Below are 20272 nucleotides of genomic sequence, written 5' to 3' on the forward strand. Positions count from 1 at the left end.
CTATTGCTCGATACGCGGCTTGGCCACGAGGTCGTCGAAATTGAAGAGGCGCAGATAGATCAGCGCAGCGGCGATGCCGATGACCACCAGGACCATCGCCAGCGCGGCCCCAAGGCCGTATTGCAACACGCCGCCGTAGTTGTTCAGCGCGGTGTGGAAGGTATAGAGCGCCCAGACTTCCGTGGCCTTGCCCGGCCCGCCATCCGTCGACAGGTAGATGTAGTCGAAGGACGTCAGCAACGAGAGCGTCTGATAGGCGGTGGTGAACAGGATCGGCCATCTGAGTTGCGGCATGATGATGTAGCGAATTTGCTGGAGACGGTTGGCGCCATCCACCTCACTGGCATGCAGCATGGTTTCCGGGATTGCCTTGATGGCGCTTGAGAAAAGGATCATGCCGAGCGAAGCGCCAACGAAACCGTTGATGAGCACCACGACCACCCAGGCATTGATGTCGGAATGCAGCATCCAGTTTCGCGGGGGTACGCCGAAATGGGCCAGAAAGCTGGACAGGAACCCGGTATCCCAGGCCATCCATTTCCACATCATCACGTAGATGACCGGCGGCAGGATGCGCGGCAGAAACCAGATCGTGCGAAAGGTGGTTGCAACGCCGGACGGCAGATAGAAAGTTGTGACAGCCAGGAACAGGCCGAACCCGATGCTGAACGCCAGGGTGAAGGACACATAGATCAACGTGTTGCCGGCGGCCCGAAGGGTAGACGGCAGTGAGGCGATCAGACTGTAGTTTTCCGTCGTCCAGACCCAGCCGGTATAGGCGGTTCTGGTCAGCTCCGCCGTTTCTGTTTTTCCAAGACCGAGATCCAGTTCGTCCACGGACGCCAGAAAGGCTTGCTCGGTTTCAAACCGCGTGTTGAGGATCGAGCGCTTGAAGAGGTCGGCCGCTTTTTTCAGATCCCGAGTCGAGCGCGGACGTTCCTTCAGCCGCTTCAGCTCACGCTCCAGGTCACGTCGGCCGGCGAATGTCTTGCCGGACAATTCAGCCTCGATCTCCTGCGCGAAGGCCTTGCCGAAGTCGGCCTGGACAGCTGCGAGACCGGCAACGTCGATCTTGTAGGTATCCTCGGCCAGACGGTCGGCCGTCGTTTCCGGAAAGCCCTGATCCTTGAGCAACCGGATCGTGCGTTCCGTCACCTCGTAAGCGCCGCCGGAGGAAATGCCGGTTCCGGAACTCATGTTGGTGAAGGAGAACATCATTGTCAGCACCACCGGCGCCAGGAACAGAAACACAATGATGAAGAGCGCAGGGGTCATGAACCCCAGCCCGAGCAGGTGCGCGCGTTTCATCTTATCCTCTTGAAGGGTGAGCCGGGCGGCGGACCGCCCGGCAAGGCAGATGGAGGATGGATGGCTTAGCGGACGATCAGGTCGTCACCGAGCACGGCCGTCATTTCCGCTTCCACTTCGGCAACCGCGTCAGCCGGAGATTTCGTGCCGGTCCAGGCCGTTTCCAGACCCTTGAACATGATCTCGGAGAACTTGCCGTAGTTCGGGTTGTTCGGCTGGGAATTGGCATACGGCAGCAGGCGACGGGTTGCTTCGGCTGCCCAACGATCGTTGGCGTAAAGCTCGATGTTGGACTGCTCCCTGGCAATGCCCAGGTGTGCAGACTTGATGGCATGCAGCGTGTTGATGCGCGGTTCGGACGCAATCTTGATCAGCTGTGCGGCGATCTCGATATCGTCTTCGTTGTCCTGCTTGGTGAGCAGGTAGGCCAGCGGGTGCGTGATGGTGTTGGCCTGGCCGTTTTCATTGCCTGCCGGGATGAGCGTGAACTGGATGTTGCCGAAGAAATCGTCCAGACCTTCCTTACCGGTGTAGCGGGCATAGTGCCAGGTGCCGCCGTGCCACAGGGCCGCCTTGCCGGACGCCACTTCCGCGTACCACTGGTCCCACTCGGTGCCGATGTGGTTCTTGCGGGTCACCTTTGCTTCCACCGCGTCCACGAAGAACTGGTAGAAATCGGTCATCGCCTGCTTGTCCAGGACCAGCTTACCGGTTTCCTTGTCCATCAGCTCACCGCCGAACGACTGGTAGAACTGGGCATAGTCCGGACCGTTGGAAACGCGCGGATAGAAGCCGTAACCTTCCTCTACGATTTCCATGTCGACAGCTTTCTTGGCATCTTCCAGCACGTTCTGGAGTGTGTATTCGCCAGCTTCCACCTTGGCCGGGAGCGCGTCGATCTCTTCGTCGGTGTAGCCGATCTTCTTCATGGTATCGCGCCAGAAGAAGAACGGACGGCTTTCCGCATCCTGCGGCAGACCATAAACGACGCCGTTATAGGTCGTGATATCGAGCAGGTTTTCGTAGATGTTGTTGATCGGCCAGGTGTCCATATCGACATAATCCTCGACCGGAACGATCAGGCCCGACTGGCTCCAGGGCGCGATGTCCAGGTGGCTGGTCACGACGATGTTCGGCGCGCTGCCTGCTTCGGCGGCCAGGGTCACGGCCTGCCTGAATTCGTCCCAGCCGGCAAAGTCGCGCTTCTTTTCAACGCTGATGTTCAGCTCTTCGCCACGGATCGCATATTCGCGGGACAGGATGTCGGCCGCCATCTCGATGGCATCGAGACGGTAGACGTCGCTGTCGTTGGAACCACCTGCCCAGACGGTGATGGTGAGGTCTTTGGCCAGGGCGTCTCCGGCAAAGGCCGCGGTTGTGAGTGCCAGAACGGCAGCCGCTGTGGACTGGCGCAGTTTGGAAACAAGAATGCTCATCGTATTTCGCCTGCTGTCTGTGTTGGGGCACCTCACTCCCGGAAGTGCCTTGGAAAGAACAAATGCGCTTGCACACGTGTGCAAGCGGCGTTCTAGCGGGCGGGTATTACGGGCATATGACAGCCTTGCGGAATATCAGGACCGGGACATGCGGCAGGTCCTGTTTCAGCCAGAGTGTAAAAGCGGATCACGACGGCAGGACGACAGCAGACCTGGCGACACCTGAAGAGGCAGCCCCGGCACGACAGAACCGGGGAGCGGGCTTTACCCGGCCTTGATGATTTTTGGGTATAGCAACACCCCGAACGGCAATTTCATGATCTTCCGGTCTCTGCGGAGCCGGACCAGCGGGGAGTTGAACCCATTAAGCGCCTTGTTATCGATCTGGACGGAACCCTGACCCTGGCGGATACCTCCGACTACCGGAACGTCTCACCGAACCTGCCCCTTGTCGAAAAGCTGCGGGAGTACAAGGAACAGGGGTTCGAGATCGTCATCCAGACCGCACGCAACATGCGGACGCACGAAAACAACGTCGGCAAGATCACGGCGCACACCGTGCCGATCATCATCGAATGGCTGCAGAAACACGACATTCCCTATGACGAGATCTTCGTCGGCAAGCCCTGGTGCGGGCACGAGGGATTTTACGTCGACGACCGCGCCATCCGGCCGGACGAATTCGTCCGCCTGTCGAAACCGGAAATCGACGCCCTTCTCGACAACGCGCCGAAAAACTGACGCCTTAACAGGGTCCGCAGCCAGTGACCTGCGGCCCCTGCCGCCTTGTCAGCGCTAATGGTTCTGGGTCGGCGTTAAAGGTCCTGGCCGTCCGGCCCTTTCTTCCGGTAGACGGTCCACGAGGGGCTCGTGGCAACCTCCCGGTAGTGTTCCAGCACATAAGGCTGGTAGATTTCCCAGAGCATTTCGCCAGACGGGTCTCCATGCCCAACGATAACGAATTCCGCGTCGGAGAAGAACTCGTCTTCCGGCTGGTGAATTTCCTTGGAGAACGTTCTGCCGTTGTGGAACCAGATCGGTACCCTGGCGGGCGAAGGCTTGTTCAGAAGCGATGGAAACGGGTTGGCGAAGTTGAGCGCAAGCACGGGCCCGGCATCCGGCTCCGCCGCCCCGGCCTGTCGCAGCAGGTTGAACCCGTCCAGCATCCGGTTGTAGTCGACAGTCACTTCCTCTTCGGGCTGCTCGTGCCAGCGCGGATGCAGGACAAAGCCCGCCTGACCTGTGCCAGCCAGCCGTTCGTCCGCCGGATATTGCCGGCTTTGCAGGAACTGCGCGACCATGGCCCCGCCGTCGCGCACCGGATAGATCAAGGCAAGTGCGATGGTCAGAACCGAAAGGATGTCGAGCGTCAGGGCCTGCGATGCCGTTTGCCCCGACTGCTCCACGAGCCCGTCCTTGCGGAACAGCCCGGCCCACTGCGCGGCGATGACCGGAAGCACCGCGTAGACCGGGCTTTCAGACAGCCAGTGGTTCTGCATGAGAATGACGCAGGCCATGGCGGCGGCAACCAGGATCAGAACGACAGGTGTGAAGCGTTTTCGCTCAGAGCTGTTTTCACATAGCAGCAGATAAAGCACGGCACTGCCGATGGCCCAGACGGCCGCTTCGCCTAGCTGGGTAATCAGCTTGATGATACGCCAGGCTTCCTTTGCAAATCCGGAGACGGTCTTGATGTCCGCAAGGTTCGCGCTGACCTGACCGGTGACCAGCTCCGCCGCTGCAAGGGAGGCCGCAAGGCCAAGCAGAACAACGACGGCATGTTTTATCGAAACGTTCCGGAACACTGTTGCCACAACCAGCAATCCGACCAGCGCCGCACCGAAGGTGACCTTGATCAGGCAGACGACGGCAATCGAGACGCCAAGCAGAAAAGCTTCCGGTATGCCCCTGCGTCCGGGTGGACAGCAGAAGGCTGCCGTCACAACGGCCGCAAGAGCCGCCGCCCAGCGATTGTAGGGGGCGAGCCAGCTCATGCTGGTCTGGGCGAAGATCATGTCCGGTTCGCGCGGCGTGACGACCGTGGCAACAGCGATCAGCACCACAAGACCGAGCGTGCCGAAATTGACCTGACGCGTCAGCGTGAGGAGCGCAAGCACCAGCGTGCCCAGAGCAAAAATGGCGTTTGCCAGAGGAACCGACGTTGCATCCACCTGACGCAGACCCGCCGCGATCCTGAAGACCCAGTCGTAGACCGGGCCGATCGGGCTGAAATAATCGACGCTCGAGGCCTGGCCGAAGGCGGATTTGTTGGCCGTGTCGAAGGCCGTCCAGAGGTCGTGCAGGTAGCGTTCGTGATCAAAGAACAGATGCGGCAGCGTGGCGCTGACGACGATCAGCCCGACGGCGCCGACCAGGCAGAGCAGCCCGACAATGCCGGAGGCGTAGTCCTTGCGCAGGTACCAGACCGCAACGAGCGCCGGAAACAGCAGGATGGCAAAGGCATAGGTCGAAAGGGCAATCATTTGGCTATCGTCCACTTTGCCGCGGAAGGCGGCGGGGAAGCGATGAAGGCTTCCAGCTGTTCCGGCGTGCCGAGCATGCCGACATCTTCGAAGGCAAGCTGGCTGATGGTGACATCCGCTCCGTCCGCGATGATCTGGTTGTACATCGGCGCGATGTAGCGCTCGCCCTTCTCCTCTCCGCTTGCGCGGAAGAAACGGGCATAGACGTCCCGGTAACGTGCGACGCTGTCGAACCAGTAGAGACCAACGGTCGCGTGATCGGAGATCCGCTCCTTCTCGCGCAGTTCCACCACACGGCCGGTCTCGTCAGTGCGCGCGAAGGACCAGCCGTCACCCGGTCCGGGAAAACACGGCACATGCCCGGCGCACATCGCCGGGTCGGCAGGCGCCATCGCGCCCGGCGCCACATAGGTATCGATGTTGAAGATGGCGAGCGGCTGGTTTTCGGAGGCTGTTGCCACCAATACCAGCGCCGTCGTCGCCTGACCGTCAGTCAGTTCGTCAAGCTGGACGATGCCGTCTACCTTGATGCCAAGCGCCTTGCAGCGGGCCGTCAGGAAGTCCGGCGCGTTCAATCCACTGCGCACGGCAAAACGGAACGACCAGCCGGCTTCCCGGTAAGCCTCCAGCGAGAGCATGGACCAGTCGAACAGGGGCCGTCCGAGCGCCTCAATTTCATATTTCGGCCGGTCGTATCCGGCCTTGGTGAAACGGCTGCCGAGACCGGCCATGGTAATTGCGACGATGCCGCTCATCAGTTGGCCTTTCTCTGGCGTTTCTGCCCGCTTTCGAGCTGGTCGAGGATCGAGGCCGCGATCAGCGCAAAGCCGACAAGCTTGTCCGGATGGTCGGTGTGAAGCGGCAGCATGGACAGGAACAGCGACAGTTCGACCGCACGCACATGGGCAACGTCGAGGCCTTCCGCCTCCAGCCTGTCGCAGAAGTGCCGTTCGGCCCAATCCGCCGGGGGCGCAATCGTCCAGTCGAGTTCCAGCTTCAGGTCCTTGTTCAGATAGACGCGGAACAGGCCATTGTTGACATAGTCGTAGCTGCCCAGAATGGAGTGGCTGATCTTGGCCACGTCATAGAGCGGATGCATCATGGCATCGTCCGCGGACAAGGCGCCACGCGGATCGATCAGCCGCATCAGACCGATCCGCCTGTCGAACAGGATGTTGGAGAAGCATGGATCGCCATGGGAAAACACCAGTTGATCCGTGCTGGCGACCGCCTTGCGAACGAATGGTCGGGCCTGTTCCAGCATGTCGGGCAAACCGCCGCGCGGTCCCGCTCGTTCCAGGATCTGGTTGGTCTGCCTGCCACGCTCGGTTTCCAGGAACGCCGCGAGGCGCTTGTCCAGTTTTTCCAGTATCTGCGTTTCCGCGCGGGCCCGGTCTTTCTTTCCCGTCGGTCTCGCGTTCAGATAATTGAAGATCTGATCGAGCAGGACCCTGAAGTCTCCTTCGGTGAAGGAGTGATGCACCCATTGCAGCGCCGCGTCCGGGATCGCCAGATGCTCCATGCGATAGCCGGCCTGCTTGCCATCTTCCCAGAAGCCGAAGGTCGGCAACAGAAACCGTTGCAGCTCCGGTGGTGCAGCATGAAAGAAGCCGTGCTCGGCACGCATTTTTGCAATGTCGCTGGACTGCTTGTGAAAGACGTTGTCTTCCGCACGGGCGGAATTGAAATGACGCAGTTCTGTCGCGCCGGACAAAAACAGCATCAGGTTGCGCGGTTCCCGAATATCGATGAACCTGGCGTGATCCGTGATGATCTCCGTGCGATCGCGCAGCGACAGCAGCAGCAGGCGACGCGCCTCGGGCGTGTCCGCACACAGAAGCGATGCGGCCTCGGTGTGAAACAGGACGGCAACGGCCTCGTCTTCGATCACCGGGGTGGCCAGCATGGTCTTCAGGGCGTATCCGGCCTTGCGAACCAGCACCGAAAAGCCTTCCGGGTCAAGCGGCGGCAGGCAAAGCGGCACGCGTAGATAGATGGCCGCATCGCCCCGGTCGCGGATGCGGTCGGCAAGTTCGACACCGCTTTCCGGCGAGGTCAGATGTTCGACCGATTCCGCTCCGGCCTCCAGCGACATGGCCGTCAGTTCTTTCGCCAGGGTCTGGCGGCGGCGCATGATGTCGGAAAACCGGACTTCGCCCAGCGCGGCCCGCACGCTTTCGGCCGGCGGGTCCCGGTCATCGAGAATTACGGAAAGCGCTTTCGTCATAAAACACCGGTCCTGTTCTGGGCACGCAGCGGTTCGTTGCGCACGCGCGGCAGGTAGATCCACATGGCAAGCGGCCAGACCAGCGCAAGGGACAGAAGACACAGGCTGCTCCAGGTACCGACGACCCCCTGGAAGCTGGCGACGGGGCCTTCGAACACCCGTTCCGCCAGGAGCACGATCCCGCTGGTTCCAACAAAGTTGGCGGAGGTCAGGGCCAGCACTGTCGCGGCCAGCGCCTCCAGACCCCAGATGACCATGGACATGACCAGCAGCACGGGCCCCTGCACACGGAAAAGATCGGCCCCGCGTGTCGTGATCTGGCGCAGACCGTCGAGCTGGCCGAGGTGCCGCAGTGAATTCGGGTTGCGGTGGTTCAGAACCACATAGTGCTGCACGGCCCGCAAGATGCCGGGCCCAAGCACGAAGACGACAAGGCCTGCCAGCACGGCAATGCTGGTGACGGCCAGAAGAACCATCGGACCTGTGGCCAGCGGGCCGTGATAGGCATAGACGATGCCAAGCAGCACCAGGATCATCAGCCCGTCGAAAAACCGCTCCAGGAGAATGATGATCAGCGCCCCGGGAAAGCTTTTGCCCAGATACCAGAGCTGATGCAGCCTCAGGATCTCGCCGAGCTTGAAGGGAATGACAAGGGCGCCCGGGCTGGTCACCATATGCAGGAGCGCGCTGGAGCGCCCGGATATGCCGAGCAGCCGCGAAGCCATGATCGCCAGACGCACGGCGCGCACGCAATGGGAGGCGAGGTAGATGCTTCCTGCAAGAACAAGTGCCTGCCAGGGCTTGCCGGCAAGGTCGGCCACCCCCTGTTCAACCAGCCACCAGAGCGCAAGGCCGAACGGCAGGAACAGGACCGCATAATGCAGGGCAAGGCCCGCTGGCAGCCTGGCATTTCGCAACCGGCCAGATGTCCGCACGGCCCGCACCTCAGGCAATCCGCGTCGAGGGATAGGCGGCGCGCGGTGTCTGCCTGTGATCGGCGGCAAAGAAAGCCGATGGCCTGAACAGACGGAAGCCGACGATACGCAGGAGCTGAACGCCCATCTTGCCGAGCTTGGCGTTGGAGATCTGGTCGTCTTCACGCCAGGTCAGCGGAAAGAACGCCAGCCGGAACCGGTTCCGCACGACACCCAGGATCAGGTAATAATTGAACGTCAGGTCGTCGGCGTATTTCAGGTGGAAGCCGGACCTGAAAGCCTCGACCCGGAAGAGGTTCAACCCGGAGCCGAGGTCGAAGAGACGCTGGCCGCTGATGGCCGAGAAGATCAGGTTGAAGGCATGATTGGCCGCCGTGCGCACCAGCGAATAGCCCTCCAGCTTTGAGCCTTTCATGAAGCGCGCGCCCATCAGGAAATCGAGGTCCTTGTGGCGGCCGGCCAATATATGCGGCACCAGGTCGGTGATCGAACCCTGATCATCGCCGTGCAGCACGACCAGATAGTCGTAGCCGTTCACCATCGCGAAGTTGATCGCAACCTTGTGCGACCCGCCAAGACCATAATTGTCGTCGTTGTGCAGCAGCGCGGTTTCGGCATATCCGAGCTTCGTCAATCCGGCCTCGGCCGCCTCACGCGTGCCGTCCGTCGAGCGGTTGTCGACACACAGGACGCCATCGACGACAGCCTTCACCTCGGGTGCCTCAAGCTGTTTCAGCACACGCGGGATCTGCGCTTCGCAATTGTAGCAGGGAATGAAAACAAGAACGCGGCCGGTCATGAAGGCCCCTCAATCTGACTTGCGGTGTTCGAGCAGAAACCGCATGAAAAAGAAATTCGCGACAAGGGTGAACGGCGTGACCAGCATCTTGGCGGTAATGCCGCACAGGGTCACCGGCTTCAAGCTGAACCCGGCCACGAAAGCCGTTCCGCCGGCGGCCTCCAGCAGTGACAACAACGCCCAGCTCAAGGCGGCCGTCAGGGCAGAGGCGGCCGTCACCGCAACGACCTGCCAGATCCAGTAGAGCACCAGAAGAGTTGCCGTCGATCTGTTGCCGGCCTTTTCGAAAATGTGCTTTCCGGCAACGAAGAAGACGAAGGTCACACCGCAGAAGGCACCGATGAAATTCGCCCAGAACACGGGCAGACCGCTCTGCGTGAGCGTTGCCATGGTCAGGAAATCCAAGCACCAGCCGATTCCGGAGATCAGGGCAAACCCCGAGAAGCGCTTTGCAATTGCATTGTAACGGTTCAAGGAAGACAACCCTGACTTCTGTTTGCCGTCACGATCCGCAACGTTGGATACGCTTCCGATATGCTTCATGAAGCCACCGTCAGCAAGCACGGGAATGACGGTCGATCCATGTGCTGAAATTGCCCTCGGCCGGCATCGGAAAAACCTGTTCACATCCTGAAAACAAAGAAGCCGTTTCCGCCGAACTCAGCGACCGAAACGACCCGATCTCACGCTGCGAAACCCTAACGTTGAATTGTTTCAATGCCGTTAATCGGCGAATCTGACAATGGATCAGCCTTTCGGGCCGGTGTCAGTACGTGTGCAAGGCCGAGCTGCGATGTCGTCTTTTGTCTGTGAGATTTGCCTTTCATGGGCTTTGGCAGCACCCGAAGCTGCCGTTCAAACAGCGCGCTGCAAACGGGTGGAAAGAGCCCTTCCAAGACCTTACCAAGACAAATCCACGATGCTATTTTCCGGCGATGCAGGGCAATCGCTATCACCATCTCGGCTGGCATCACGGGGTTCAGCTCTTCGAGGCTTCGTTCAGTCGGCAGACCTTCACCCGGCACGCGCACGAAGGATTTGCCATAGGCGCCATCGCCGCTGGCGCCGGCGGGTACATCTGCCGCGGTGAGAGCATGACGCTTCCTGCGGGGTCACTTTCGCTCATGAATCCCGAGGAGCCCCATACCGGGCATGCCGCGACCAACCACGTGCGTTACAATATGCTCTATGCGTCGGAAGAGGCGGTGCGCGCCATCCTCGATCTGAAAGAGCTGCGCGGTTTCAGCCAGGTCGCTCCCCGGGACCACGGCCTTCGGCTGGCACGAGCACTCGGTGACCTTGCCCGTTTTGTGAACATGCCCGCGTCGGCTGACCGGACCCTGGCAGTGGAAGAGGCTGTTCACGATGTTCTCTCCGTCGCGTTCACTTGCTATGGCAGAGCGGACCTGCGTCCCTCCGGCCGCGAACCTGCGACGGTCGGTCTGGTGCGGGCGCGAGTGATGGCAGCGGTCGAGACCGGCGAGCCTCTGACCCTTGATGATCTGGCGGCCGAAGCCAATCTCAGCGTGTCCTACCTGATCCGAAGTGTCCGACGCGCCACCGGCATGACGCCGCACGCCCTGATCGTCCAGGCCCGTGTCGATCATGCGCAGCGGTTGCTACTGGATGGCGTTCCTGCGGCTGAAGCTGCCCACGAAGCGGGGTTCTGTGATCAGGCCCATTTGATCCGGCAGTTTCGCCGTCATTACGGCGTGACACCCGGCGCTCTGAAACGGCACTGACGGTTCACTTTTGTCCAATCCTCCCGGACCAGTCCATGCCAATAGCGTTCCGAAAGGAGCGCGTTCATGTCATTCAAACCTGTTATCATTTTGTCCCAGGAGCTCCCCCTCGGCGTGAAAGCCAATTTCGCCGCCGTTCTGGGGATGAGCCTTGGACACCTTCGCCCGGACCTCATCGGAGCCGAGACGCCAACCCACGACGGCGTTTGCCTTCCCGGTATTACCAATACCGCCCTTCCGGTCCTGAGTGCCCCTGCCGACGATCTGCCTGCGCTGTTCTTCGCCGCAGAGGACCTACCGGTCCGGTTGGCTTACATGCGCGACGCCTTCGAGGCGAAGGACTATGTCGATTACACGGCCCGGATCGCGTCCAGGCCAATCTCCGACCATGCACCGCAAGCGATCCTGCTTGGAGGACCCAGAAAGAAGGTCGATCGCATTTGTGGCCGCCTGCCCTTGTTGCGCTGACCCATGCCTACGTTGGAAACAATTGTGGCCATGTCAGGCTTTGCCGTTGCTGCCTCGGCAACGCCCGGGCCGGTCAACATCATCGGAGCGATGACCGGCGCGCGCTACGGGATGGGGCAGGCTCTGATCTTTGTCACTGGCGCTACTGCAAGTTTTCTCCTCATTCTCCTCGCCTTGGGCGCGGGCCTCCTGGGCGGGGCAGCGTGGATCACGGCATTGCAAGTCCCGATGATGGTGATCGGCAGCACCTATCTGATCTGGATGGCAGTGGGCCTCCTCCGCGACGACGGGGTAACAGACCGCCCAAACTTCCTCCGTACGCCAGGCTTCTGGTCGGGGGTGCTGGTTCAGGGGTTAAACCCGAAAGCGTGGCTTACGGTGATCTCGTCGCTTTCGGCATTCGTGCTGCCGCTGACCGACCCCGTCACGGGACTGGCAGTGTTCGCCGCGCTTTTCGGCGCAATCTGTTGGGCATCCCTGGCCATGTGGGCCTGGGGCGGCGCTCAAATCACGCCCAACCGGATGCGTTTGCTCAACCGTGCGATGGCCCTCGCACTCGTGATCGCGGTGACGTGGATGTTGGGCAAGACTTTCGGATGAAGTCTCTTTCGCTTCCGAGGCAGCTTTGCCCCGCTTTGTCCCTGCTCGCCTTTGTCTCGGAGAAAGGCCGCTTCGGCATAAGGCTAGTGGCTCAGAGGCAATGCATCTGGCGGATAAGGCAGATTTATCTGGAGCTGTCCGAAAGAGGAATGGTGGAGCCAAGGGGAATCGAACCCCTGACCTCTACAATGCCATTGTAGCGCTCTCCCAACTGAGCTATGGCCCCATGTTCCATATGCGCACCGGCTTGGGTGTCCGGCGTCGATGGAGGCGGGTTATAGTCACACCTCCACACAAGATCAAGCAGAAAATATCAGGATCATTTCCGCCGCTTGTGGAAAAGCCCGGACAGGCGGAAAAGCCTGCCCGGACAATAGTTTAGCGATCCGGATCTTCGTCGATTTCGACGCGGATGCCCGGAACGGATTCTTCGTCTTCGTCCTCATCGTCGATGAAGACGTCGTCGTCGCTGCTTTCGTCGTCATCGAGATCGACGTCCGTATCTTCCAGATCCGGCACATCGTCATCGCCGCCTTCGGCTTCTGCATCGGCCTCTTCCAAGGTCACGATTTCCGGAGCCGCGACGTCGTCCTCGTCTTCATCGTCTTCCGGCGTCTCTTCGACCTTCGCAGCCTTCGCGGCACGGGAGGTCATGACCGCCTCGAACACCGTGCCGCATTTGGGGCAGGTGATCGGGTTGCGGTTGAGATCGTAGTATTTGGCGCCGCAGCTCGGGCAAAGCCGCTTTGTGCCAAGTTCAGGTTTTGCCACTGTGCTCACCCTTCTTCGTTATGTAATCGACTTGAATTCGTGGGTGGCCCCATAGCGTCAAGCCGTTCCGGTGTCAAAGGCAAATCAATCGAAAAACATTCTTCGGATTATTGTTCTGCACGTTGTGACTCAAATTTCAAGCGCCTGACAGCGTTACCCACACGACCTGCAGACCGGCACACGGTTGAATCCGTTGCCGTTCGGCCAATGCCGGGAAATCCCGCGAAGTTGAGATTCGGGCGGTCTGAACGGATGACGCAGGCGCGTCCACATGATAGGACGTGTCACCTTTTGACAACCGATCCAATTTGCGGACATTGAAAATGTCACACGATTCTGCGCTCAAGCCACTGACTTCCAGGCTGGGCAGCCCCTTGACCGGCACGATCCGCGTGCCCGGCGACAAATCCATCTCGCACAGATCCCTGATGTTCGGCGCGCTTGCCGTTGGCCGGACCACCGTGAAGGGTCTGCTTGAATCGGAAGATGTTCTGGCGACGGCTGATGCCATGCGCGCCGTCGGCGCGACCATTACCAAACTCGAAGACGGCAGCTATACCGTGGACGGGATCGGGCTCGGCAGCCTGCTGGAGCCGGAACACGTCATCGATTTTGGCAACGCCGGCACCGGCGTGCGCCTGACCATGGGCATTCTCGGCAGCCACAACATCGCCGCCACGTTTGTGGGCGATGCCTCCCTGTCCAAACGGCCGATGGGCCGCGTGCTCAATCCGCTACGCGACATGGGCACCAACGTGATTGCCCGCGACGGCGACCGTCTGCCGGCCTCAATCCGGGGCCCGGAGCAGGCGCTGCCGATCACCTACCGGGTGCCGATGCCGTCTGCACAGGTGAAATCGGCCGTTCTGCTGGCCGGCCTCAATGCGGCTGGCGAAACCACCGTGATCGAACCGATCCCGACCCGTGATCATACGGAAAAGATGCTGAAGGGGTTCGGCGCCGATATTTCCGTGACCCTGAATGAAGCCGGCGAACGCGTGATCAAGCTGCAGGGCCAGCCGGAGCTGAAGCCGCAGGACATCGACGTGCCTGGCGACCCCTCCTCCGCAGCGTTCCCGCTGGTGGCCGCGCTGATCGTGCCGGGGTCTGACATTGTCATCGAGAACGTTCTGTTGAACGAGCACCGCAACGGACTGATCACCACCTTGATCGAAATGGGCGGCGACATCTCCATTCTCAACCGGCGCGAAACGGGCGGTGAGGAAGTGGGCGATCTGCACGTGAAGGCCAGCAAGCTGAAAGGCATCACCGTACCGGCCGAGCGCGCGCCGTCGATGATCGATGAATATCCGGTGCTGGCCGTTGCCGCTGCCTTTGCTGAAGGCGAGACCTTCATGCCCGGGCTAGACGAATTGCGCGTGAAGGAATCCGACCGTCTGGCCGCAGTCGCCCGCGGACTGGAAGCCAACGGCATCCCTTGCGTTGAAACCGAAGACACGCTGACCGTGACCGGCGGCGCCAATGCCATCGGCGGCGGCACGGTGGTGACCCATCTCGACCACCGCATCGCCATGTCGTTCCTGGTGCTGGGCATGGCCGCCCACAAGCCGGTGACGGTGGACGACGGCGCGGTGATCGCGACCAGCTTCCCGACGTTCACCAGCCTCTTCGACGGCCTTGGCGCTCAGATTACCGCAAACACCAGCGAGGCCGCATGATCATCGCAATCGACGGACCGGCCGCATCCGGCAAGGGTACCCTTTCCCGCCGGCTGGCTGACCATTTCGGACTGCGCCACCTGGACACCGGGCTGACCTATCGCGCCGTCGCGGCCGCACTCCTTGCCAACGGCCTGCCGCTTGGCGACGAGGGCGTGGCCATCGAGATCGCCCATAATCTTGACCTCGCCCAGATGGACAAGTCGGTCCTGTCGGCACACGAGATCGGCGAGGCGGCATCGCGCATTGCGGTGCTGGGTGGTCTTCGCGAGGAGCTGGTACAGCTTCAGCGCCGGTTCGCGCAGACACCTCCCGGTGCCGTTCTCGACGGGCGCGACATCGGCACGGTGGTATGCCCCGATGCGACGGTGAAGCTGTTCGTGACAGCCTCTCCCGAGGCCCGCGCAAAGCGCAGGACCGACGAGATGGTCTCCAAGGGACAGGACGCGCAATATGCCGCCGTTCTGGAGGATCTCAAGCGCCGGGACGAGCGCGATTCCAAGCGAACTGTGGCTCCGATGCGCCAGGCAGACGATGCGGTCTTGCTTGATACGACAGAAATGGATATAGAGACCGCGTTCCAGGCGGCTGTGGATATCGTTTCCCGCGCCAGGGATGCCTGATAAGGACAAGGGGTTCACCACCGGTGCGCCCCTGTTTGTGCATCCGGAACGCATGTGGCCTCAGGCCATCGGTTCTTTTATGGAACGACAGAGAATTTCGGCAGGGCGCCCATTGCGGCGACCTGTGACGAGACCGGATTTTCCGCCTCTCGCCCCGCCGGCCCGCTTTAAAAAGCGGCAGGATCAGCGGAAACCGCGATCCCGGGAGAAGGACAGATCCGGAGTGCAACACCAACCCGCCGGCGGCGCGCCTGAAGGCGCCAGGAGCATATATGTCTGATTATAATCCCTCCATGGAGGATTTCTCCGCTCTTCTCGAAGAGTCCTTCGTTCAGAACGACCTGTATGAAGGTGCCGTCGTAAAGGGCACCGTCGTCGCGATCGAAAAAGACCTGGCAGTCATCGACGTCGGTCTGAAGGTCGAAGGCCGCGTGCCGCTGAAGGAATTCGGCGCTAAAGGCCGTGACGGCGAAATGAAGGTCGGCGACGAAGTCGAGGTTTACCTGGAGCGCGTTGAAAACGCTCTTGGCGAAGCTGTTCTGTCGCGCGAAAAAGCTCGCCGCGAAGAAAGCTGGGTCCGCCTGGAAGTCGCTTTCGAAGCCAACGAAAAGGTTACCGGCCAGATCTTCAACCAGGTCAAGGGTGGTTTCACCGTCGATCTGGATGGCGCCGTTGCCTTCCTGCCGCGTTCGCAGGTCGATATCCGTCCGGTTCGCGACGTGACCCCGCTGATGCACACCCCGCAGCCGTTCCAGATTCTGAAGATGGACAAGCGCCGCGGCAACATCGTCGTGTCCCGCCGTGTCGTTCTGGAAGAAACCCGCGCCGAACAGCGTTCGGAACTGGTCCAGAGCCTGGAAGAAGGTCATACCGTGGAAGGTGTGGTCAAGAACATCACCGATTACGGTGCGTTCGTCGACCTTGGCGGTATCGATGGCCTGCTGCACGTCACCGACATTGCGTGGCGCCGCATCAACCATCCGTCGGAAGTTCTCACCATCGGCCAGACCGTCAAGGTGCAGATCATCCGCGTCAACCAGGAAACGCACCGCATCAGCCTCGGCATGAAGCAGCTTGAAACCGATCCGTGGGATGGCATCGAAGCCAAGTACCCGATCGAAGCCAAGTTCACCGGCCGCGTGACCAACATCACCGATTACGGCGCATTCGTGGAACTGGAGCCGGGCATCGAAGGCCTGATCCACGTTTCCGAAATGTCCTGGACCAAGAAGAACGTCCATCCGGGCAAGATCGTTTCCACTTCTCAGGAAGTCGAAGTGATGATCCTGGAAGTCGATCCGGTCAAGCGCCGCATCTCCCTGGGCCTGAAGCAGACCCTGCAGAACCCGTGGGATGCATTCGCTGAACAGTTCCCGATCGGCACCGAAGTCGAAGGCGAAGTCAAGAACAAGACCGAATTCGGCCTGTTCATCGGCCTCGACGGCGACGTGGACGGCATGGTTCACCTCTCCGACCTCGACTGGAACCGTCCGGGCGAGCAGGTTATCGAAGAGTTCAAGAAGGGCGACATGGTCAAGGCCGTCGTTCTGGACGTGGACGTCGACAAGGAGCGTATCTCCCTCGGCATCAAGCAGCTTTCCGGCGATCCGATGGAATCGGGTGCAGCTGGCGAACTGCGCAAGAACTCCGTCGTGACCTGTGAAGTCATCGAAATCAAAGACGGCGGCCTGGACGTCAAGATCGCAGACAGCGACCTGACTGCCTTCATTCGCCGCGCCGACCTGTCCCGCGACCGCGAGGAACAGCGTCCGGAGCGTTACTCCGTTGGCGACAAGTTCGATGCCCGCATCACCCAGTTCGACAAGAAGACCCGTCGGGTCACCGTGTCGATCAAGGCTCTCGAGATCGCAGAAGAGAAGGAAGCTGTCGCTCAGTACGGCTCTTCCGACAGCGGTGCGTCTCTCGGCGACATCCTGGGTGCTGCTCTGAAGCAGCAGAACGAAGACTAAAATTTTCGTCTCTCTCACGAGAGTTGAAAGCGAAAGGCCCGGCAGCAATGCCGGGCCTTTTGTTTTGCGTTGCTAGGGGCCTGCAACGTTCAATATGCCGTTGCGATACCCCCATTTGGGGAATGCTCACCGCCCCTGAATTTGCGTCTGTTCTCGTTGAAACAGGCGCACACTCTTGTGGTCCCTCAGGCGACCCCCTCACGAACATAGGTGAAGGCGTTCAGCCCGGACCCAATCGCGACAACCTTGATCTTGCGCTTGACGCCGCCGGGCATCGGATCATCGAGCCGGTAGACACCGCCCCGACTGAGCCCGAGGCCTGCGGCGGCAGGCACCCAGCCGGCCTGTGCATATTCCTCGAACGCCCCGGTTGCCTGAGGCGCGTCTGTGGTCTGGGACAAGGTCGCCCCGGTTTCGTAGGATTTCAGGATATACGGCATTGCTCTTCTTTCCTCTGCAGGTTCAGGAAAAGCTGTCCCTTGAGACGAATGGACAAGGGGCAAGAGGCGCCTGTCCGCGCTGGACGACAGGCGGGCAGCTTTACGGCTACTGACACGCCGGCAGCCCGCCCGGGTTGACGATGGCCTGGAACCCGACCTGAAGGATGGTCGCGTCGTTGCGGGCCTGGAAGCAATAATTGTCGTCAGGATCGGGCGCGGCGACCACGCAGGAGTTCACGCCCGCGGGCACGACATAGTTGTTCAGACCATTGATGGCGAACACGGTGGCGGTTCCAGCCGGATGCGGCACCGGATGCTTGGAAAACAGGATTGCATTTTGTGGCGGGTTCACCTGGATTTGCTGGTGGTTCCGGCAATCCGGCGAGAAGGCCAGTTGCGCCTGCGCCGTTTGCGCGGCAGCAAGGCTGCAGAAGGCCACGGCTGCTAAGGCCAGGAGAGGCCTGCGGGCCGTGTGAACCGGACGGGGTGCATCGGCCAAGGGAATGGTTAACATGGCATTTCCTTTCAGTAACACATTGAAAGACAGAGAGATTTCAAGTTTCCGGTGCTGCTTGATGTCTACCTCCCTTTTGTCGTGAAGGTTCCGTCTGCGTTGTAGGCAACGCTGAAGACCGAATAGCCTTGCGAGAAGTCGCATTTGGCCGCTTGCGACGTGTCGTAGGTGATGACCTCGCCTACGGCGTGGGACCCGGTCTTGACGAAGTAGACCGGGAGTGGAGCGCACACGAGCTGACTGTTCGGCTGCGGTGCAACGAAACTCGACAGGGTGACACCGCCGTTCTGATTGATGGCGGCGCTGCCACAGTAGAGGTTCGGCGTTGGCGCCGGAGTGAAGGCCGGGACCTGGATGCCGAAGCTTCCGGGCAGTGGCCCGGTCTGATAGATGGCTGCCGACAGCCCCAGCGGGTTGAGCGACAGATCCGTATGATTGTTGCTCTGACCGGACACGGGCGTCAGGTCGACCGGTTGAATGGCCGAGGTTTGGCTGACCACCATCTCGTTGGTCGAAAATGAAATTCGCACACTGAAATTTGCCACAGCGGCCTGGGTGTCCGGTTCAATCGCGCCGGCATAGATCTGGGTATCGAACCCGAAGGTGAGTTGAGACCCGGAAGACGCATGCGGTGCCAGTGGCCCCGTTGCCAGACTGCTCGATTGCACCGCCAGCTTCGCACCGGCGTTGGTGAAACCGGCCTGCTGCTGGAACGCATAGAAACTGATCGTCTGTTTCGACAGATTCTGAATGATGATCTGGTGCTGAGAGGTCATGGGTCAGCGCCCTCGCTTGTTTTCGCCGCCGACAGATCTCGACCGCCGTAACGGGATGGCCGGAACCTGGTGAAGCAATCGCGCAGGGAAAGTTCCGTGCTGCCAGCCATGGGCGGTGTGAGCAGGCCGGATGGCAAAAGACCTGCTCACAGACTGAAGGACCTTGAAAGGATCCGACGTTACTTGACGATGGATGTATTCCAGGTGCCGTCAGCATTCAGCGTCACATCAATGATCGAATGACCACCGGTGAAGTCGCAGACGGCCGCATCCACGCTCGAAGCCGTGAAGTTCATCACGGTGCCCGGCGTGTAGTCACCGGTCTGGACGTAGTATTTCAGGATCGGCTGGCAATCCGTGTTGTTGTTCGGGTTGGCGACAACGAAGTTGGACAGCGTGATGCCACCGTTCACTTCCACCGCGGAGCCGACGTTGTAGATCGCGGGCGGCGAATAGGTTGGCGTGGTGATGCGGAACGCACCGGGCTGAACGCCCGTGCCGGATGTCGGCTGGCTCAGGCCGAGCGGGTTCACGGACGCCGTGACCCAGTCGTTTGCCGTCCCAGACGCGGGAGCGAGGTCGATAGCCCGGCTGGCTGACGAAAAACCGGACGACTGACCGACCTTCGGTGTGCTGTGCGCCTCCTGAATACCAGCGTAATACTGCATGTTGACCTGGAACGTCAGGATCGACCCGGTTTGGGCATAGTTGCCAAGGCTCTGGGAATACAGGCTGTTGCTGTAAACTTGGCCACCCCCGGTATAGATCGCCGGCTGCTGGAAAAAATAAAAACCCTGGGTGGCGCTTTCCAAGTTCTTTACGTTGATTGTCAAAAGAGTGGACATGTTCTCGGTCTCCATATTTTATCTTAAAAAAGGGCCGCAAACGCCTTTCCGTATTCGAAATTATTTTCTATGAACACTTGTTTCATCTGCATCGCCCTCGAGACCATCTTCGGCGAATTTCAAAAATTTTCTATCTTTAGTTGTTTACTGGCGGTTTATACAATCTTCTTGATATTTACCTGTGGTTGTTTTTTGATCTCTGTTCCCGCTAAAATCGCTCGGGGATCTCGGTGACAAGATTGAGCAGAAGTTTCACGATCCGCGCTGGCCGGGTACGCAGCTTTTCAACCAGCTCCAGCTCTTGCTTACTCATGTTGTTCGGCAACAGCCAATCAGGCCCATTGCGACCAAGCAAAAGCCAATCCAATGAAATATCTAGAGAATTTGCCAGGTTGCACGCGTTCTCAATCGACATTGCATGCCCCTGCTTCCATTTGGTGATGGCTGCGGGCGAAATGTTCAGCTCCGCTGCCAGAGCCATGGCTTTTCGGTGACCGCGGCTGCGCATTGCCTGCGTCAGCCGATCTCCCCGGTCTTTGTCGATGTCTTGCGACCCCATGCCCGCGCCTCCCCAAAAAGAAGAGTAGACGCGAGATTCTCTCAAAAAGAGATTTTTACATGATACTGCATTTTTAGGTTGTATTCTTTTTAGCGTA

The 20272-nt window shown here is 60.2% G+C and carries 21 protein-coding genes and 1 tRNA gene; 7 read left to right on the forward strand and 15 right to left on the reverse strand.

What is annotated here, in order from left to right:
• Both V1T76_RS17945 and V1T76_RS17950 read right to left on the reverse strand, forming a co-directional pair.
• Nucleotides 1-1308 (reverse strand): carbohydrate ABC transporter permease, encoded by a 1308-nt coding sequence (locus tag V1T76_RS17945; RefSeq protein WP_330562024.1) that lies wholly within the window; start codon nucleotides 1306-1308, stop codon nucleotides 1-3.
• Between the two features lie 65 nt (nucleotides 1309-1373).
• Complete coding sequence (locus V1T76_RS17950) at nucleotides 1374-2744, reverse strand: ABC transporter substrate-binding protein (protein WP_006933880.1); 1371 nt, start codon at nucleotides 2742-2744, stop codon at nucleotides 1374-1376.
• A 363-nt stretch (nucleotides 2745-3107) separates the two neighbouring features.
• Here V1T76_RS17950 and V1T76_RS17955 point away from each other — a divergent pair, with 363 nt between their 5' ends.
• Complete coding sequence (locus V1T76_RS17955; protein ID WP_330562336.1) at nucleotides 3108-3485, forward strand: HAD hydrolase family protein; 378 nt, start codon at nucleotides 3108-3110, stop codon at nucleotides 3483-3485.
• A 74-nt stretch (nucleotides 3486-3559) separates the two neighbouring features.
• Here V1T76_RS17955 and V1T76_RS17960 read toward each other — a convergent pair whose 3' ends face one another.
• Genes V1T76_RS17960 through V1T76_RS17985 form a run of 6 tightly spaced genes read right to left on the reverse strand, consistent with a single transcriptional unit; the run spans nucleotide 3560 to nucleotide 9731 of the window.
• On the reverse strand, nucleotides 3560-5227 hold the full coding sequence (locus V1T76_RS17960) for a hypothetical protein (RefSeq protein ID WP_330562025.1): 1668 nt from the start codon (nucleotides 5225-5227) through the stop codon (nucleotides 3560-3562).
• Nucleotides 5224-5982, reverse strand: coding sequence for a glycosyltransferase family 2 protein (locus tag V1T76_RS17965; RefSeq protein WP_330562026.1), 759 nt, complete (start codon nucleotides 5980-5982; stop codon nucleotides 5224-5226). The genes V1T76_RS17960 and V1T76_RS17965 overlap by 4 nt, the downstream gene beginning before the upstream one ends.
• Nucleotides 5982-7454 (reverse strand): hypothetical protein, encoded by a 1473-nt coding sequence (locus V1T76_RS17970; protein WP_330562027.1) that lies wholly within the window; start codon nucleotides 7452-7454, stop codon nucleotides 5982-5984. The genes V1T76_RS17965 and V1T76_RS17970 overlap by 1 nt, the downstream gene beginning before the upstream one ends.
• The gene (locus V1T76_RS17975; protein ID WP_330562028.1) at nucleotides 7451-8389 is read right to left on the reverse strand and encodes a lysylphosphatidylglycerol synthase domain-containing protein; all 939 of its coding nucleotides are present in this window, start codon (nucleotides 8387-8389) and stop codon (nucleotides 7451-7453) included. The genes V1T76_RS17970 and V1T76_RS17975 overlap by 4 nt, the downstream gene beginning before the upstream one ends.
• 10 nt (nucleotides 8390-8399) lie before the next feature.
• Nucleotides 8400-9188, reverse strand: a complete 789-nt coding sequence (locus tag V1T76_RS17980; protein WP_330562029.1) for a glycosyltransferase family 2 protein — start codon at nucleotides 9186-9188, stop codon at nucleotides 8400-8402.
• Nucleotides 9189-9197: 9 nt separating this feature from the next.
• Nucleotides 9198-9731, reverse strand: coding sequence for a GtrA family protein (locus tag V1T76_RS17985; protein WP_330562030.1), 534 nt, complete (start codon nucleotides 9729-9731; stop codon nucleotides 9198-9200).
• A 392-nt stretch (nucleotides 9732-10123) separates the two neighbouring features.
• Between V1T76_RS17985 and V1T76_RS17990 the strand changes: the two genes are divergently transcribed.
• The 3 genes from V1T76_RS17990 to V1T76_RS18000 all read left to right on the forward strand — a co-directional run bounded on the left by V1T76_RS17990 (nucleotide 10124) and on the right by V1T76_RS18000 (nucleotide 11998).
• Nucleotides 10124-10930, forward strand: coding sequence for an AraC family transcriptional regulator (locus V1T76_RS17990; protein WP_330562031.1), 807 nt, complete (start codon nucleotides 10124-10126; stop codon nucleotides 10928-10930).
• Nucleotides 10931-10996: 66 nt separating this feature from the next.
• Nucleotides 10997-11398 (forward strand): DUF2000 domain-containing protein, encoded by a 402-nt coding sequence (locus V1T76_RS17995; RefSeq protein ID WP_330562032.1) that lies wholly within the window; start codon nucleotides 10997-10999, stop codon nucleotides 11396-11398.
• 30 nt (nucleotides 11399-11428) lie between these two features.
• Entirely contained in the window at nucleotides 11429-11998 is a 570-nt protein-coding gene (locus V1T76_RS18000) for a LysE family translocator (protein WP_330562033.1), read from the forward strand.
• Between the two features lie 150 nt (nucleotides 11999-12148).
• Here the strand turns inward: V1T76_RS18000 and V1T76_RS18005 are convergent.
• Nucleotides 12149-12224, reverse strand: a tRNA-Ala gene (locus V1T76_RS18005).
• 152 nt (nucleotides 12225-12376) lie between these two features.
• Nucleotides 12377-12769, reverse strand: a complete 393-nt coding sequence (locus V1T76_RS18010) for a TIGR02300 family protein (protein ID WP_006940296.1) — start codon at nucleotides 12767-12769, stop codon at nucleotides 12377-12379.
• A gap of 323 nt (nucleotides 12770-13092) precedes the next feature.
• Between V1T76_RS18010 and aroA the strand changes: the two genes are divergently transcribed.
• The 3 genes from aroA to rpsA all read left to right on the forward strand — a co-directional run bounded on the left by aroA (nucleotide 13093) and on the right by rpsA (nucleotide 17041).
• Nucleotides 13093-14448, forward strand: coding sequence for a 3-phosphoshikimate 1-carboxyvinyltransferase (gene aroA / locus V1T76_RS18015; protein ID WP_330562034.1), 1356 nt, complete (start codon nucleotides 13093-13095; stop codon nucleotides 14446-14448).
• Nucleotides 14445-15071, forward strand: a complete 627-nt coding sequence (gene cmk / locus V1T76_RS18020; RefSeq protein WP_330562035.1) for a (d)CMP kinase — start codon at nucleotides 14445-14447, stop codon at nucleotides 15069-15071. Before aroA ends, cmk begins: the two co-directional genes overlap by 4 nt.
• A 272-nt stretch (nucleotides 15072-15343) precedes the next feature.
• On the forward strand, nucleotides 15344-17041 hold the full coding sequence (gene rpsA, locus V1T76_RS18025) for a 30S ribosomal protein S1 (protein WP_330562036.1): 1698 nt from the start codon (nucleotides 15344-15346) through the stop codon (nucleotides 17039-17041).
• Between the two features lie 185 nt (nucleotides 17042-17226).
• Here the strand turns inward: rpsA and V1T76_RS18030 are convergent, their stop codons facing one another.
• The 5 genes from V1T76_RS18030 to V1T76_RS18050 form a co-directional block, all read right to left on the reverse strand.
• Complete coding sequence (locus V1T76_RS18030; protein WP_330562037.1) at nucleotides 17227-17481, reverse strand: hypothetical protein; 255 nt, start codon at nucleotides 17479-17481, stop codon at nucleotides 17227-17229.
• A gap of 106 nt (nucleotides 17482-17587) precedes the next feature.
• Entirely contained in the window at nucleotides 17588-17995 is a 408-nt protein-coding gene (locus tag V1T76_RS18035) for a hypothetical protein (protein ID WP_330562038.1), read from the reverse strand.
• A 65-nt stretch (nucleotides 17996-18060) separates the two neighbouring features.
• On the reverse strand, nucleotides 18061-18771 hold the full coding sequence (locus tag V1T76_RS18040) for a hypothetical protein (protein ID WP_330562039.1): 711 nt from the start codon (nucleotides 18769-18771) through the stop codon (nucleotides 18061-18063).
• A gap of 179 nt (nucleotides 18772-18950) precedes the next feature.
• The gene (locus V1T76_RS18045; RefSeq protein ID WP_330562040.1) at nucleotides 18951-19616 is read right to left on the reverse strand and encodes a hypothetical protein; all 666 of its coding nucleotides are present in this window, start codon (nucleotides 19614-19616) and stop codon (nucleotides 18951-18953) included.
• Between the two features lie 208 nt (nucleotides 19617-19824).
• Nucleotides 19825-20175, reverse strand: a complete 351-nt coding sequence (locus V1T76_RS18050; protein ID WP_330562041.1) for a helix-turn-helix domain-containing protein — start codon at nucleotides 20173-20175, stop codon at nucleotides 19825-19827.
• Between the last annotated feature and the right edge of the window lie 97 nt (nucleotides 20176-20272).

Origin of the sequence: Roseibium sp. FZY0029 (assembly GCF_036350355.1) — a bacterium.
In the GTDB taxonomy this organism is placed as follows: Bacteria; Pseudomonadota; Alphaproteobacteria; order Rhizobiales; family Stappiaceae; genus Roseibium.

Excerpts from the sequence above, each read along its gene's own strand:
- V1T76_RS17945 (WP_330562024.1), bottom strand. The coding sequence starts at position 1,308 with ATGAAACGCGCGCACCTGCTCGGGCTGGGGTTCATGACCCCTGCGCTC.
- V1T76_RS17950 (WP_006933880.1), bottom strand. The coding sequence starts at position 2,744 with ATGAGCATTCTTGTTTCCAAACTGCGCCAGTCCACAGCGGCTGCCGTT.
- V1T76_RS17960 (WP_330562025.1), bottom strand. The coding sequence starts at position 5,227 with ATGATTGCCCTTTCGACCTATGCCTTTGCCATCCTGCTGTTTCCGGCG.
- V1T76_RS17965 (WP_330562026.1), bottom strand. The coding sequence starts at position 5,982 with ATGAGCGGCATCGTCGCAATTACCATGGCCGGTCTCGGCAGCCGTTTC.
- V1T76_RS17970 (WP_330562027.1), bottom strand. The coding sequence starts at position 7,454 with ATGACGAAAGCGCTTTCCGTAATTCTCGATGACCGGGACCCGCCGGCC.
- V1T76_RS17980 (WP_330562029.1), bottom strand. The coding sequence starts at position 9,188 with ATGACCGGCCGCGTTCTTGTTTTCATTCCCTGCTACAATTGCGAAGCG.
- V1T76_RS17985 (WP_330562030.1), bottom strand. The coding sequence starts at position 9,731 with ATGAAGCATATCGGAAGCGTATCCAACGTTGCGGATCGTGACGGCAAA.
- V1T76_RS17990 (WP_330562031.1), top strand. The coding sequence starts at position 10,124 with ATGCAGGGCAATCGCTATCACCATCTCGGCTGGCATCACGGGGTTCAG.
- V1T76_RS17995 (WP_330562032.1), top strand. The coding sequence starts at position 10,997 with ATGTCATTCAAACCTGTTATCATTTTGTCCCAGGAGCTCCCCCTCGGC.
- V1T76_RS18000 (WP_330562033.1), top strand. The coding sequence starts at position 11,429 with ATGTCAGGCTTTGCCGTTGCTGCCTCGGCAACGCCCGGGCCGGTCAAC.
- aroA (WP_330562034.1), top strand. The coding sequence starts at position 13,093 with ATGTCACACGATTCTGCGCTCAAGCCACTGACTTCCAGGCTGGGCAGC.
- cmk (WP_330562035.1), top strand. The coding sequence starts at position 14,445 with ATGATCATCGCAATCGACGGACCGGCCGCATCCGGCAAGGGTACCCTT.
- rpsA (WP_330562036.1), top strand. The coding sequence starts at position 15,344 with ATGTCTGATTATAATCCCTCCATGGAGGATTTCTCCGCTCTTCTCGAA.
- V1T76_RS18030 (WP_330562037.1), bottom strand. The coding sequence starts at position 17,481 with ATGCCGTATATCCTGAAATCCTACGAAACCGGGGCGACCTTGTCCCAG.
- V1T76_RS18035 (WP_330562038.1), bottom strand. The coding sequence starts at position 17,995 with ATGTTAACCATTCCCTTGGCCGATGCACCCCGTCCGGTTCACACGGCC.
- V1T76_RS18040 (WP_330562039.1), bottom strand. The coding sequence starts at position 18,771 with ATGACCTCTCAGCACCAGATCATCATTCAGAATCTGTCGAAACAGACG.
- V1T76_RS18045 (WP_330562040.1), bottom strand. The coding sequence starts at position 19,616 with ATGTCCACTCTTTTGACAATCAACGTAAAGAACTTGGAAAGCGCCACC.
- V1T76_RS18050 (WP_330562041.1), bottom strand. The coding sequence starts at position 20,175 with ATGGGGTCGCAAGACATCGACAAAGACCGGGGAGATCGGCTGACGCAG.